This is a genomic window from Klebsiella sp. 1SOBk5mer, assembly GCF_046603115.1.
Taxonomy (GTDB): Bacteria; Pseudomonadota; Gammaproteobacteria; order Enterobacterales; family Enterobacteriaceae; genus Klebsiella; species Klebsiella quasipneumoniae.
The window spans coordinates 270,474-285,325 of the sequence record NZ_JBKIUU010000007.1 but is presented as its reverse complement, the minus strand read 5'-3'; the positions used below and the strand labels follow the sequence as shown (position 1 = coordinate 285,325).

The following is a 14,852-nucleotide window of genomic DNA, read 5'->3' as shown; positions in this document are numbered from 1 at the left end:
TTCGGAAGCAATTATGGCCTTATTACAAATTAGTGAGCCCGGCCTGAGCGCCGCGCCGCACCAGCGTCGTCTGGCGGCCGGTATCGACCTGGGCACCACCAATTCTCTGGTGGCTACCGTGCGTAGCGGCCAGGCCGAGACTCTGCCCGATCATCAAGGCCGCTATCTGCTGCCATCGGTGGTGAATTACCACGCATCGGGGCTGACCGTCGGCTATGACGCCCGGCTGAACGCCGCCCAGGATCCCGCCAATACCATCAGCTCCGTGAAACGGATGATGGGGCGCTCCCTCGCCGATATCCAACACCGCTATCCGCATCTGCCGTATCAGCTGCAGGCCAGTGAAAACGGCCTGCCGATGATCCAGACCGCCGGCGGCCTGCTGAACCCGATTCGCGTCTCCGCCGATATCCTGAAAGCGCTGGCCGCCCGGGCCACTGAAGCGCTGGCCGGCGAGCTCGACGGCGTGGTCATCACCGTCCCCGCTTACTTTGATGACGCCCAGCGTCAGGGGACCAAAGACGCGGCGCGCCTGGCGGGTCTGCACGTGCTGCGCCTGCTTAATGAACCGACCGCGGCGGCTATCGCCTATGGCCTTGATTCCGGCCAGGAAGGGGTGATTGCGGTCTACGATCTCGGCGGCGGCACCTTTGATATTTCCATTCTGCGCTTAAGCCGCGGGGTGTTTGAAGTGCTGGCCACCGGCGGCGACTCGGCCCTCGGCGGCGATGATTTCGATCATCTGCTGGCGGACTACCTGCGCGAGCAGGCGGGCTTCAGCGACCGTAGCGACAACCGCCTGCAGCGTGAGCTGCTGGATGCCGCCATCGCGGCGAAAATCGCCCTTAGCGATGCCGAGGTGGCGCACGTTGAGGTCGGCGGCTGGCAGGGCGATATCACTCGCAGCCAGTTTAACGATCTGATCGCCCCGCTGGTAAAACGCACGTTAATGGCCTGCCGCCGGGCGCTGAAAGACGCTGGCGTTGAGGCGCAAGAGGTGCTGGAAGTGGTGATGGTCGGCGGTTCCACCCGCGTGCCGCTGGTGCGCGAGCGCGTCGGCGACTTCTTCGGTCGCACCCCGCTGACCTCCATCGACCCTGACAAAGTCGTCGCCATTGGCGCGGCGATCCAGGCCGATATTCTGGTCGGCAACAAGCCGGACAGCGAACTGTTGCTGCTCGACGTTATCCCGCTGTCGTTAGGGCTGGAAACCATGGGCGGCCTGGTGGAGAAAGTGATCCCGCGTAATACCACCATTCCGGTGGCCCGCGCCCAGGAGTTCACCACCTTCAAAGATGGCCAAACGGCGATGTCCATTCATGTGATGCAGGGCGAGCGTGAGCTGGTGCAGGATTGCCGCTCCCTGGCGCGCTTTGCGCTGCGCGGTATCCCGGCGCTGCCGGCGGGCGGGGCGCATATTCGCGTCACCTTCCAGGTGGACGCCGATGGCCTGCTGAGCGTCACGGCGATGGAAAAGTCGACCGGCGTGGAAGCCTCTATTCAGGTGAAACCGTCTTACGGTCTGACCGATGGCGAAATCGCCACCATGATTAAAGATTCGATGAGCTACGCCGAACAGGATATTCAGGCGCGCATGCTGGCTGAACAGAAAGTGGAAGCCGCACGCGTCCTGGAGAGCCTGACAAGCGCGCTGGCCGCCGACGCCGCGCTGTTAAGCGCCGCGGAGCGTCAGGCTATCGATGCCGCTGCGGAGCAGGTACGCGCCGCCGCGGCAGGCGACGACGCCGACGCCATTAAAGAAGCGATTAAAAATATCGACACACAAACCCAGGAATTCGCCGCCCGCCGTATGGATCAGTCGGTCCGTATCGCGCTGAAAGGCCAATCCGTGGACGAGGTTTAAAATGCCAAAAATTGTATTTCTGCCCCACCAGGACCTGTGTCCGGATGGCATCGTTGTGGAAGCTGAGACCGGTGAAACTATTCTGGATGCGGCGCTGCGTAGCGGCATCGAGATTGAACACGCCTGCGAAAAATCCTGTGCCTGCACCACCTGCCACTGCATCGTGCGTGAAGGCTTTGACTCGCTGGCGGAAAGTACCGAAGATGAAGACGATATGCTGGATAAAGCCTGGGGACTGGAGCCTGACAGCCGCCTGAGCTGCCAGGCGCGCGTCACTGACGAAGATCTGGTCGTTGAGATCCCGCGTTACACCATCAACCACGCACGCGAGCACTAATATGGCACTGAAATGGACCGACAGTCGTGAAATCGGCGAAGCGCTGTATGACGCTTACCCTGACCTCGACCCAAAAACCGTTCGCTTTACCGACATGCATCAGTGGATTTGCGATCTGGAAGAGTTTGATGATGACCCGAACGCATCCAATGAAAAAATTCTCGAGGCGATTCTGTTAGTCTGGTTAGACGAAGCCGAATAATTTTCGCATCATGATTTATGCGGCGGTATAAAGTCGGATGAATCATTGAGCGAGAGAACGTTACGGGCTGCCATACGGTGGCCCGTTTGCTAAGAAGGATAATGATAATGACCGAAGCCATGAAGATTACGCTTTCCACTCAGCCAGCCGATGCGCGCTGGGGAGAAAAGGCGTCTTACAGCATTAATCATGACGGCATCGCCCTGCATCTCAACGGCAAAGACGACCTGGGCTTGATTCAGCGCGCGGCGCGTAAAATTGACGGCATGGGAATCAAACATGTCGCGTTAAGCGGCGAAGGCTGGAACACCGACCGCGCGTGGGCGTTCTGGGCGGGTTATAAAGGCCCGAAAGGCACTCGTAAAGTTGAATGGCCGACGCTGGACGATGCGCAGAAAAGCGAGCTGGATAACCGTCTGACCATTATTGACTGGGTGCGCGACACCATCAATGCGCCGGCGGAAGAGCTGGGCCCGGAACAGCTGGCGCAGCGCGCCGTCGACCTGCTGTGCAGCGTGGCGGGCGAGAAGATGAGCTATCGCATCACCAAAGGCGAAGATCTGCGTGAGCAGGGCTATCTCGGCCTGCACACGGTGGGCCGCGGCTCCGAGCGTCCGCCGGTTTTGCTGGCGCTGGACTATAACCCGACCGGCGATAAAGAAGCCCCGGTATACGCCTGTCTGGTAGGTAAAGGCATCACCTTTGATTCCGGCGGCTACAGCATCAAACAGAGCGCCTTTATGGATTCAATGAAATCCGATATGGGCGGCGCGGCGACTATCACCGGCGCCCTGGCCTTCGCTATTACCCGCGGGCTGAACAAGCGCGTGAAGCTCTATCTGTGCTGCGCCGACAACCTGATCAGCGGTAACGCTTTCAAACTGGGCGATATTATTCATTATCGCAACGGCAAAACCGTCGAAGTCATGAACACCGACGCCGAAGGTCGTCTGGTGCTGGCGGATGGCCTGATTGACGCTTCGGCGCAGAAGCCGGAGCTGATCATCGATGCCGCCACCCTGACCGGCGCGGCGAAAACCGCGCTCGGCAACGACTACCACGCGCTGTTCAGCTTTGACGATGCGCTGGCGAATCGCCTGCTGGCGAGCGCCCAGGCGGAAAATGAAGCGTTCTGGCGTCTGCCGCTGGCCGAATTCCACCGTCATCAGCTGCCGTCTAATTTCGCGGAACTGAACAATACCGGCAGCGCTGCCTATCCGGCCGGCGCCAGCACCGCGGCGGGCTTCCTGTCCCACTTCGTGGAAAACTACCACCAGGGCTGGCTGCATATCGACTGTTCGGCAACCTACCGCAAATCTGCCGTTGAGCAGTGGTCGGCGGGCGCGACGGGGCTTGGCGTACGTACTATCGCCAATCTGCTGACGGCTGAGTAATGGCCTTGCCGGGTGGCGCGACGCCTACCCGGCCTGGAAAATCCGCAGGCCCGTGCGGACGTAGCGCCGCCGGGCGATTTTTGAAGTAGCCAAACTATGTCCGAAACCAAAAACGAATTAGAAACCCTGCTGGAAAAAGCGGCTACCGAACCCGCTCATCGTCCGGCATTTTTCAGCGCGCTGCTTGAGGCCACCGTCTGGGTACCAGGCAGCGCAGCCGATGGCGAGCAGATTGTCGAAGATAGCGCGCTGGATCTGCAGCACTGGGAAAAAGATGACGGCACGTCGGTCATTCCGTTCTTCACTTCGCTTGAGGCCCTGCAGCAGGCGGTGGAAGACGAACAGGCTTTCGTGATGATGCCGGCCCGCACGCTGATGGCGATGACTCTCGGTGAATCGCTGTTCCTCAACCCGAAGCTGCCGAACGGTAAAGCGTTCACCCCGCGCGAAATCAGCCATCTGCTCGGGGAAGAGGGCAGCCCGCTCAGCACCCAGACGGTGCTGGAAGGGGGGGAAGCGCTGCTGCTGTCTGAAGTCGCCGAGCCGCCGGCGCAGATGGTGGATTCGCTGACCACGCTGTTCAAAACGCTGAAAACCGTCAAGCGGGCGTACCTGTGCTCGATCAAAGAGCACGCCGACGCGCCCGCTAATCTGCTGATCGGCATTGAAGCGGAAGGGGATATCGAGTCCATCATTCAGACCACCGGCAGCGTGGCCACCGATACCCTGCCCGGCGATGAGCCGATCGATATTTGCCAGGTGGTGGAAGGCGAGAAGGGCATCAGCCACTTTATGATTGCCCATATCACGCCGTTCTATGAAAAGCGCTGGGGCAGCTTCCTGCGCGATTTCAAACAAAACCGTATTATCTGACAGCGGGGGCGGCTGCCCCCGGTTTCAGTATGCTTACAGCTCGATGCAAAAGCGGAGTTGCAAAGGTTAATGCAGGGCGGCAACGATCCGCGGATAGGCTGACACCATGTTATAGAGCAGAAATCCCGTCACGCACAGCGTGACGACGCCGTTGAAGAGCGCCATATCCCCGCGCAAGGCCCGGCACCTTTCCTCTCCCAGCAGATAGCGTAGCGCTGCTACCAGCCCGGCGACCAGCATAAACGCCAGTAACACCCCCGCCATCTGCGCAATGACAATATACCAGCCCAGCGGTGTATTCACGCCCCGGGCGCTCATCAGCGCGATCTGCGCCGGCAAAATCGTCTGGAACCCGAGGGTGAGGAGCATCAGAAGGCGCAGATCCGCCAGCTGAGCGTCGAACGTGCGGGCCAGACGTCGGGCGTCACGCAGCAGCAGCACCCCTGATGCCACTGCCGCGGCAACGCTGACGTGCTGGAGAATAAAAATATAAAACGCCAGGGTTCCGGATCCGACCCGGGACAAAAAGAACAGATTGCAAAAGACCATGACCAGCAGGCCAAATTTCATCGCCCAGGCACGGAGTACCTCGCCGGGCCAGCGGCGGCTTGACGCCGGGTTGTGCATCATCCATGCGGCAAGCGTCGATTTACCGTAACCGGGCGCGAGCAGCACCATCAGAAAACCCAGCAGCGCCTGATGACCATAGGTGATCAGCGGGACGTCTTCCAAAGTGACGCCGAGAAAGCGGGTATAAACGGAAACGGGCGCAGGAACCAGGCTTAACCATGTCCGGTTCCATTGCGGCCAAAAATAGAGGATTGCGCCGCCGACCAGAAGGCCAGCTATGCCTCCCAGCCAGGGAAGGCGCGGGGAATAAGCAGAATGTGGGTTGGAGACTAATGCCATTTTCACTCCTTGTGGTGCCATCAGGTTATAGATTAAACGCTCAATCCTGGCGCTGGCCCCGACGGCGCGCGTTAATCGCGCTATCGGTGGGCGATGGTGAATTAGTCAGGACAACCTTCGAGCCTGGCGTAAAGATCCTCATGAATATATTCCAGCTCCAGCAAGGCGCCATCGCGTGACTCGTTGAGGGCTTGTTGATGCTGCCATTCGTCGTGGCTCTCCTTTCCACCGGTAAAAATCCCCTGCAAATATTCAATCAGCGACGATTCTGCCAGCCAAAGCTCATTCTCTTTACCCTCGAAACGGACGACAGGATATTCACCCTGTTCATCACGCTCGGTGACATAGATAAATACCTGCTGATCCCCGGGATGGCAGAGGCGAATCAGGGCAGGAAGACGCGGATCGTCGTTCCAGACGGGCATTAGCTCTTCAAAATCCAGCCCGATCATATCAAGGCCATTCATATAATAAGCCTCTTCATCCAGTGAGTCGGAAAGCAGGACGCCATGTTCATCAATGGCGTTCAGAACCGATTCCAGCACCCGTTGACCGTAGGGGCTTGTCAGCTGGCAATCGTAGGCCAGCAGCGCTTTCAGACTCTCCGGAAGCGCCACGGTTTCGCTATTTTGCGGATCACGGTATTTCCGGACGCGCAGGCGATCCACTTCGTCTACAGGCATCGGTTTCGGGGTGGGATTGCGGTTGTGCTTGTGTACGACATCCATGAGATCCGCTAATGAAAAAGCCATCATTCAATTTCCTTATATAGTGGGCGGCAGTAAAGCCAACACGGCAGGCGCAAGCCCTGCGGCAGCACAGAGTAGCTGGTTTAGCGACTGGCAGGAGAATGAAGCGGAGAAAATCAGAAATTATTTAGTGGCCGCGGGACGGGACGTCCGCGGCCATGCGGCGTTTACTGAGCGGCAGGAGCCGGTTCAATCGGCAGATCGCTGCGCGCCCCCCATTCGCTCCATGAGCCGTCGTACAGACAGACGCCGTTTACGCCAAGCGTGGTGAGCGCCAGCACGACCACCGCCGCCGTCACGCCGGATCCGCAGCTGGCGATAATGGGCCGATCAAAATCGACGCCCTGACGCAAAAAGATGTCGTTCAGCTCGTCGACGGTCTTCAGCTCGCCGTTAATCACCAGCTCTGTCCACGGGACGTTCAGCGCGCCGGGGATATGCCCGCGCCGCAGGCCCGGGCGCGGTTCGTCAGCCTGGCCGTTAAACCGGGCCGCCGGACGCGCATCGACAATCTGCGCCGATCCTTCATGGCTGACCAGCAGCACGTCGGTCAGGCGCTTAATTTGCTGAGGATCGAACCGCACGTCGAATTCTCCTTCGGCCACCTCCGGCACCCCTTGTTCCAGCGGCAGCTCGTCGCGACGCCAGCCCTCCAGCCCACCGGCCAGAATCGACACTTTCTCCACGCCAAAGGCGCGCAGCATCCACCAGGCGCGCGGGGCGGAAAACAGATTGCCTTCGTCATAGACGACCAGGTGCTTATCGCTGCAGACGCCCAGTTCGCGCATGGCCACGGCAAACGCCTCGGCGCGCGGCATCATATGCGGCAGCGGGCTGGTGTGATCGGACAGCGCCTCGATATCGAAAAACAGCGCGTTCGGCACGTGGCCGGCGCGGTACTCCGCGGCCATATCGCGCAGGGCCTCCTGCCCGGCGGGCGCCATGCGGGCGTCGATAATCTGGATCTCCGGGTCATCAATATGTTCCGCCAGCCAGTCGGCGGCGACAAAAAACGAGGTGGACATAGGTGCCTCCGTTTTACTATTCATGACTGAATTGTCGGCGTTTTATCGGGTGCTGACAAGTTAAGGACGCCAGAGTGGGGACGACGTCACGGCACTTTTCTGATTAATCGGCAGAAACCCGCGTCATCACTGTTGAGAAGCGCCGCCTTAACGCATAATAAAAAGTGATAATTTGCATCAGGCTCACCGGCCGAGGGGTTAGAAGGATGAAACCATTTCGTTTAGCGGCGCTGTCACTGGCGCTCCTTACCGCATTTTCATTAACCGGGTGTGATGACAGCGGTACACCGCAGGCTACGGCCCCGACGCCGGCCGCCGATAGCGGCCCTGGCGCGGCGGCAAAACCGGACAGCGCCCAGCTGGCGGCGCTGGCGGAAAAAAGCCAGGGCAAAGCGCTGACGCTGCTCGACGCCTCGGAGGTGCAGCTGGATGGCGCCGCGACCCTGGTGCTGACCTTTTCCGTACCGCTGCAGCCGGACCAGGATTTCTCCCGCCGCGTGCACCTGGTGGATAAGAAGAGCGGTAAGGTAGATGGCGCCTGGGAGCTGGCGCCGAACCTGAAAGAGCTGCGTCTGCGTCACCTTGAGCCAAAGCGCGAGCTGATTGTCTCGGTCGACCCGACGCTGACCGCCCTGAACAAGGCGACGCTCGATAAACCGTTCGAGAAGATCCTGACTACCCGCGATATCGCGCCAAGCGTCGGATTTGCCAGCCGCGGCTCGCTGCTGCCGGGCAACGTGATCGCCGGTCTGCCGGTGATGGCGCTGAACGTCGATAACGTCGACGTGAACTTCTTCCGCATTAAGCCGGAATCGCTCTCGGCCTTCGTCAGCCAGTGGGAATACCGCAATTCATTAAGCAACTGGGAATCCGACGAGCTGCTGAAGATGGCCGATCTGGTATACAGCGGCCGCTTTGACCTCAATCCGGCGCGCAATACCCGCGAAAAGCTGCTGCTGCCGCTGAGCGACATCAAGCCGCTCCAGCAGCCTGGCGTCTACGTGGCGGTCATGAACCCGGCGGGTCATTATAGCTACAGCAACGCGGCGACGCTGTTTACCCTTAGCGACATCGGCGTGTCGGCGCATCGCTACCACAACCGGCTGGACGTCTTTACCCAGAGCCTGGAAAACGGCGCCGCCCAGTCTGGTATCGATGTCCAGCTGCTCAACGCCAAAGGGCAGACCCTGGCGCAGGCGAAAAGCGATAGCCAGGGCCACGTCACCCTGCAAACCGATAAAGAAGCCGCGCTGCTGCTGGCGCGCAAAGAGGGACAGACCACGCTGCTCGACCTCAAACTGCCGGCGCTGGATCTGGCGGAGTTCTCCATTGCCGGCGCGCCAGGCTTCAGCAAACAGTTCTTTATGTTTGGCCCACGGGATCTCTATCGTCCGGGCGAAACGGTGATCCTCAATGCGCTGCTGCGCGATAGCGACGGCAAGCCGCTGGCGGAACAGCCGGTGAAGCTGGAGGTGGTCCAGCCGGATGGCCAGGTGATCCGCTCGGTGATGAGCAAACCGGTTAACGGCCTGTACCAGTTTACTTATCCGCTCGACAGCGGCGCGGCCACCGGAATGTGGCACATTCGTGCCAGCACCGGCGACAACCAGCCCCGCGAGTGGGATTTCCACGTCGAAGACTTTATGCCGGAACGCATGGCGCTGAAGCTGACGCCGCAGGCGGCGCCGGTCGCGCCGAATGCCGATGTCGCCTTTGACGTCAGCGGCGCTTATCTCTACGGCGCGCCGGCCAGCGGCAACCCGCTGCAGGGCAAACTGTTCCTGCGCCCGCTGCGCGACGCCGTCGCCGCGCTGCCGGGCTTTGAGTTCGGCGATATCGCAGAAGAAAATCTCTCCCGCAGCCTTGATGAAGTCCAGCTGACGCTGGATGAAAAAGGCCATGGCGAAGTGACCACCTCCAGCCAGTGGCAGGATAGCCATTCGCCGCTGCTGGTGGTGTTGCAGGCGAGCCTGCTGGAGTCCGGTGGGCGTCCGGTCACCCGTACGGTTAAGCAGCCGATCTGGCCTGCCGAGGCGCTGCCGGGGATCCGCCCGCAATTTACCCTGAAGGACGTTTACGACTACCGCACCGACACCACGGTGAAGCAGCCGGTGGTGGATGAAAACAGCAACGCCGCGTTCGATATCGTCTATGCCGACGCCAAAGGCGAGAAAAAAGCCGTTTCCGGCCTGCAGGTGCGGCTGATCCGCGAGCGCCGGGATTATTACTGGAACTGGTCCGATAGCGAAGGCTGGCAGTCGCAGTTCGATCAAAAAGATCTGCAGGAGGGCGAGGAGTCGCTGGATCTGCAGGCCGGCCAGATCGGTAAAGTGAGCTTTCCGGTAGAGTGGGGCTCCTATCGCCTGGAGGTGAAAGGACCGGACGATGTCGTCAGCAGCGTGCGCTTCTGGGCGGGCTACAGCTGGCAGGATAACAGCGAAGGCACCGGCGCAGCGCGCCCGGACCGGGTCACCATGAAGCTGGATAAACCGAGCTATAAGCCGGGCGACACCATCAGGCTGCACATCGCCGCCCCGGCGGCGGGTAAAGGCTACGCGATGGTGGAATCCAGCGAAGGGCCGCTGTGGTGGCAGGAGATTGACGTACCCGCCGAGGGGATGGACCTGTCGATCCCGGTGGATAACGCCTGGAATCGCCACGACCTCTACCTCAGCACGCTGGTGGTTCGCCCCGGCGATAAATCCCGCTCGGCGACGCCGAAACGCGCGGTGGGCCTGCTGCATCTGCCGCTGGGCGATGAAAACCGTCGCCTGACGCTGGCGCTGGAGGCCCCGGATAAAATGCGCCCCAACCAGCCGCTGACGGTGAAAGTGAAAGCCAGCGTCAAAGAGGGAGAGGCGCCGAAGCAGGTTAACGTTCTGCTCTCTGCTGTCGATAGCGGGGTGCTGAATATTACCGATTACGCCACCCCGGATCCGTGGAACGCCTTCTTCGGCCAGAAACGTTATGGGGCGGATATTTATGATATTTACGGCCAGGTGATTGAAGGGCAGGGGCGTGTGGCCAGTCTGCGCTTCGGCGGCGATGGCGACGAGTTAAAACGTGGCGGTAAACCGCCGGTTAACCATGTGACCATCATCGCCCAGCAGGCGCAGCCGGTGGTACTGAACGATCAGGGCGAAGGGACGGTGACGCTGCCGATCGGTGATTTTAACGGCGAGCTGCGGGTGATGGCTCAGGCCTGGACGGCGGATGACTTCGGCAGCAGCGAAGATAAAGTGGTGGTGGCCGCCCCGGTCATCGCCGAGCTGAATACCCCGCGCTTCCTCGCCAGCGGCGACACCACCCGTCTGGCGCTGGATCTCAGCAACCTGACCGATAAACCGCAAACTCTGCAGGTACACCTTGCCGCCAGCGGACTGGTGACCTTGACCGAGGGTCAACTGCCGTCGGTGCAGCTGGCGCCGGGGGCGCGCAGCACGCTGTTTGTGCCGGTGAGCGCGCTGCCGGGCTTTGGCGATGGCCAGGTGAGCGCCACTATCAGCGGCCTGAGCCTGCCGGGGGAAACCTTCGCCCCGCTGCAGAAGCAGTGGAAAATCGGCGTTCGTCCGGCGTTCCCGGCGCAGACCGTCAACAGCGGCGCCGTGCTGCAGCCCGGCGAAAGCTGGCAGGCGCCAGCGGCGCAATCGGCAGGTTTCGCCCCGCAGACGCTGCAGGGCCAGCTGCTGCTCAGCGGCAAGCCGCCGCTGAATCTCGCGCGCTATATCCGCGACCTGAAAGCCTATCCTTACGGCTGCCTTGAGCAGACCGCCAGCGGCCTGTTCCCGTCCCTGTATACCAGCGCGGCGCAGCTAAAAGCGCTGGGCATCAGCGGGGACAGCGACGAAAAACGTCGCGCGGCAATCGATGTCGGGATCTCGCGCCTGCTGCAGATGCAACTGGAAAACGGCGGCTTTGCGCTATGGGATAAAGAGGGGCCGGAAGAGTACTGGCTGACCGCTTACGCCATGGATTTCCTTGTTCGCGCGGGCGAGCAGGGCTATAGCGTACCGGTCAACGCCATTAATAAAGGTAACGAACGCCTGCTGCGCTATCTTCAGGAGCCGGGGCTGATGACCGTGCGCTACAGCGACGACGCCCAGGCCAGCCGCTTTGCCGCTCAGGCCTATGCCGCGCTGGTGCTGGCGCGTCAGCAAAAAGCCCCGCTCGGCGCATTGCGTGAAATCTGGAGCCGTCACGACCAGGCGCGATCCGGCCTGCCGCTGCTGCAGCTCGGCATTGCGCTGAAAACCATGGGCGATGCGCCGCGCGGCGATGAGGCCATGAAGCTGGCGGTTGTCACGCCGCGCCATGATGAGAATCGCTGGCTGGGCGATTACGGCAGCTCGCTTCGCGATGACGCGCTGAAGCTGGCGCTGCTGGAAGAGAACAAGCTGCTGCCGGAGGCGCAAAACACGCTGTTGAGCACGCTGTCGGAAGAGGCCTACGGCCAGCGCTGGCTGTCGACCCAGGAAACCAATGCCCTGTTCCTTGCCGGACGTACGCTTGCCGACCTGCCGGGCGACTGGCAGGCGCAAACCTCGCTGCAGGCTGAGCCGCTGGCCGGCGATAAAGCGCAAACCCGTAACCTCGACGGCGATCGGCTGGCGACGTTGCAGGTGAGCAACACCGGCAGTCAACCGCTGTGGCTGCGTCTGGACAGCAGCGGCTATCCGCAAAGCGCGCCGCAGCCGGGCGGCAACGTCCTGGGAATTGAACGCGCCGTTTTCGATACCCAGGGGCGGCAGAAGTCGCTGTCGTCGCTGCGCAGCGGCGAACTGGTGCTGGTCAAGCTGGAGGTGACCGCCAGACGCAACGTGCCTGACGCGCTGGTGGTTGACCTGCTGCCGGCGGGACTCGAGCTGGAAAACCAGAATCTGGCCAACAGCAGCGCCAGCCTGCAGGAGAATGGCGAAGCGGTGCAAAACCTTCTTAACCAGATGCAGCAGGCCGATATTCAGCATATCGAGTTCCGCGACGACCGCTTCGTCGCCGCTGTCGCGGTCAATGAAGGTCAGCCGGTGACGCTGGTCTACCTGGCGCGGGCGGTCACGCCGGGCACCTACCAGGTCCCGCAGCCGCAGGTGGAATCGATGTATGTGCCGCAGTGGCGGGCGACCGGGACCGCCAGCGGTCCGCTCACCGTGACGCCGTAAATGCGCGTAGTGCATCGGGTAAAACGCCGCTGGCGCTGGCTGGCGGCGTTTATTTTTCTGCTGTGGCTGGCGGTTCTGACCGCCGATCGCCTGTGGCCGCTGCCGCTGCATGACGTCACGCCTGCCCGGGTGGTCGTGGCGGAGGACGGGACCCCCCTGTGGCGGTTTGCCGACGCGCAGGGCGTCTGGCGTTATCCGGTGACTCTCGCCGACGTGTCGCCGCGCTATCTGCAGGCGCTTATTCAGTATGAGGACCGCTGGTTCTGGCGCCATCCGGGGGTCAATCCCTTCGCTGTAGTGCGCGCCGCCTGGCAGGATCTCACCTCCGGGCGGGTCATTTCCGGCGGCAGTACCCTCACCATGCAGGTGGCGCGCCTGCTCGATCCCCACCCCCGCACTTTCGGCGGCAAGCTGCGCCAGCTGTGGCGGGCGCTGCAGCTGGAGTGGCATCTGTCAAAGAGCGAAATTCTGACCCTGTATCTGAATCGTGCGCCCTTTGGCGGCACCCTGCAGGGGATCGGCGCGGCCAGCTGGGCTTATCTCGGCAAGCCGCCCGCGCAGCTCAGCTACGGCGAGGCGGCGCTGCTGGCGGTGCTGCCCCAGGCGCCCAGCCGTTTACGTCCGGACCGCTGGCCGCAGCGGGCCCAGGCGGCGCGGGATAAAGTCCTTGCGCGCATGGTCAGCCAGGGCGTCTGGCCGAGACTGGCGGTAAAGGAGGCGATGGAGGAGCCGGTGTGGCTGTTTCCGCGGCAGATGCCGCAGCTGGCGCCGCTCTTCGCCCGCCGGACGCTGGCGACCAGTCGTGAGGAAAAAGTGGTGACGACCCTCGATGCAGGACTGCAGCGGCAGCTCGAGGATCTGGCGCTGAACTGGAAGTCGCGCCTGCCGCCGCGCAGTTCGCTGGCGATGGTTGTCGTCGACCACACGGATATGAAAGTCCGCGGCTGGGTGGGGTCGGCGGATATTACGGACGACAGTCGCTTTGGCCACATTGATATGGCGTCGGCGGTCCGTTCGCCTGGGTCGGTGCTGAAACCCTTTATTTATGCGCTGGCGATGGATGAAGGGCTGATCCATCCGGCGTCGTTATTGCAGGATGTGCCGCGGCGCTTTAGCGATTATCGCCCCGGTAACTTTGACAGCGGCTTTCACGGCCCGGTGAGCGCCAGCGACGCGCTGGTGCGCTCCCTGAATCTGCCGGCGGTCCAGGTGCTCGAAGCCTACGGGCCCAAACGTTTCGCGGCGAATTTGCGCAATGCCGGGTTGCCCCTGATGCTGCCCTCTGGCGCCGAGCCGAATCTGTCGTTGATCCTCGGCGGCGCCGGGGCGAGGCTGGAAGATATCGTCGCGGCGTACAGCGCCTTTGCCCGCCACGGGAAGGCGGCGCGGCTGCGCATGACGCCCGGAGACCCGCTGGTGGAAAGGGCGCTGATATCCCCGGGGGCGGCGTGGATCGTCCGGCGCATCCTGGCCGGCGAAGCGCAGCCGGTTCCCGATGCCTCACTCCCGCAAGTGGTGCCGCTGGCCTGGAAGACCGGCACCAGCTACGGGTATCGCGATGCGTGGGCGGTGGGCCTCAATGCGCGTTATCTGATTGGCATCTGGACCGGGCGTCCGGACGGTACGCCGGTGGTGGGGCAGTTTGGCTTCGCCAGCGCGGTGCCGTTGCTCAATCAGGTCAATAATCTGCTGCTCGCCCGCCCGGCGATGAGCCGCGGCGGCCTGCCGATCGATCCGCGACCGGCAACGGTTAGCCGCGGGACGCTCTGCTGGCCCGGCGGCCAGGCGCTGCCGGCGGGCGACAGCAACTGCCGTCGTCGCCTGGCCAGCTGGCTGCTGGAAGACAGCCAGCCGCCGACCCTGCTGTTGCCGGGGCAGGAGGGCGTGCGCGGGATCCGCTTCCCGGTGTGGCGCTATGAACACGGCGAACGGGTGGCGGCGGATTGTCCCGGGGCGCGCGAAAGTGTGGTGGAGGTCTGGCCGCTGCCGCTGGATCCCTGGCTACCGCCGGGGGAACGTCGCTCCGCGCGTCTGGGGCCGGCATCGAAGGCATGCCCGCCGTTGCAAACTCAGGATGCCGCGCCGCTGGTGCTCTCCGGGGTTCGCGAGGGGGCGGTGATTAGACGTCTGCCGGGGGAGGCGCGGGTGATGTTGCCCCTGCAAACCAGCGGTGGTGAAGGGCGGCGCTGGTGGTTTATCAACGGCCAGCCGATAGATGCCGCCGGCGCGAGAACCACGCTAACTCTGGATAAGCCCGGCGAGTGGCAGCTGGTGGTGATGGATGAGGCAGGACAAACGGCGGCCGCGCGTTTTACCCTGCAATAACCAGGGTAAATTTGTTGT

The 14,852-nt window shown here is 62.2% G+C and carries 10 protein-coding genes; 7 read left to right on the top strand and 3 right to left on the bottom strand.

Translation table 11 applies throughout. From position 1 onward, the window contains the following. The first annotated feature begins 13 nt into the window (after positions 1-13). The 5 genes from hscA (at position 14) to sseB (ending at position 4,670) form a co-directional block, all read left to right on the top strand. The gene (gene hscA, locus ACLH1U_RS17435; RefSeq protein WP_023290643.1) at positions 14-1,864 is read left to right on the top strand and encodes a Fe-S protein assembly chaperone HscA; all 1,851 of its coding nucleotides are present in this window, start codon (positions 14-16) and stop codon (positions 1,862-1,864) included. Position 1,865: 1 nt separating this feature from the next. Further along, on the top strand, positions 1,866-2,201 hold the full coding sequence (gene fdx, locus ACLH1U_RS17430; protein WP_004201872.1) for an ISC system 2Fe-2S type ferredoxin: 336 nt from the start codon (positions 1,866-1,868) through the stop codon (positions 2,199-2,201). 1 nt (position 2,202) lies between these two features. Then, positions 2,203-2,403, top strand: a complete 201-nt coding sequence (gene iscX, locus ACLH1U_RS17425) for a Fe-S cluster assembly protein IscX (protein ID WP_002913954.1) — start codon at positions 2,203-2,205, stop codon at positions 2,401-2,403. 107 nt (positions 2,404-2,510) lie between these two features. Continuing rightward, positions 2,511-3,797 carry an aminopeptidase PepB gene (pepB, locus tag ACLH1U_RS17420; RefSeq protein WP_023290642.1) on the top strand — a complete coding sequence of 429 codons (1,287 nt, stop codon included), beginning with the start codon at positions 2,511-2,513 and terminating at the stop codon, positions 3,795-3,797. Positions 3,798-3,893: 96 nt separating this feature from the next. Beyond that, positions 3,894-4,670, top strand: coding sequence for an enhanced serine sensitivity protein SseB (gene sseB / locus ACLH1U_RS17415; protein WP_072420923.1), 777 nt, complete (start codon positions 3,894-3,896; stop codon positions 4,668-4,670). 66 nt (positions 4,671-4,736) lie between these two features. Here sseB and ACLH1U_RS17410 read toward each other — a convergent pair whose 3' ends face one another. From ACLH1U_RS17410 to sseA, 3 genes are all read right to left on the bottom strand, one after another. Continuing rightward, positions 4,737-5,579: a hypothetical protein gene (locus ACLH1U_RS17410; protein WP_065883060.1), complete on the bottom strand. Its 843-nt coding sequence runs from the start codon at positions 5,577-5,579 to the stop codon at positions 4,737-4,739. A 101-nt stretch (positions 5,580-5,680) separates the two neighbouring features. Further along, on the bottom strand, positions 5,681-6,331 hold the full coding sequence (locus tag ACLH1U_RS17405; RefSeq protein WP_023290639.1) for a DUF5066 family protein: 651 nt from the start codon (positions 6,329-6,331) through the stop codon (positions 5,681-5,683). Between the two features lie 164 nt (positions 6,332-6,495). Beyond that, a complete protein-coding gene (gene sseA, locus ACLH1U_RS17400) occupies positions 6,496-7,353 on the bottom strand; it encodes a 3-mercaptopyruvate sulfurtransferase (RefSeq protein ID WP_023290638.1) in 858 nt (285 codons plus the stop codon). A 206-nt stretch (positions 7,354-7,559) separates the two neighbouring features. Here sseA and ACLH1U_RS17395 point away from each other — a divergent pair, with 206 nt between their 5' ends. Both ACLH1U_RS17395 and pbpC read left to right on the top strand, forming a co-directional pair. Beyond that, entirely contained in the window at positions 7,560-12,509 is a 4,950-nt protein-coding gene (locus tag ACLH1U_RS17395; protein ID WP_411299363.1) for an alpha-2-macroglobulin family protein, read from the top strand. Then, a complete protein-coding gene (gene pbpC / locus ACLH1U_RS17390) occupies positions 12,510-14,834 on the top strand; it encodes a peptidoglycan glycosyltransferase PbpC (protein ID WP_411299362.1) in 2,325 nt (774 codons plus the stop codon). The last annotated feature ends 18 nt before the right edge of the window (positions 14,835-14,852 follow it).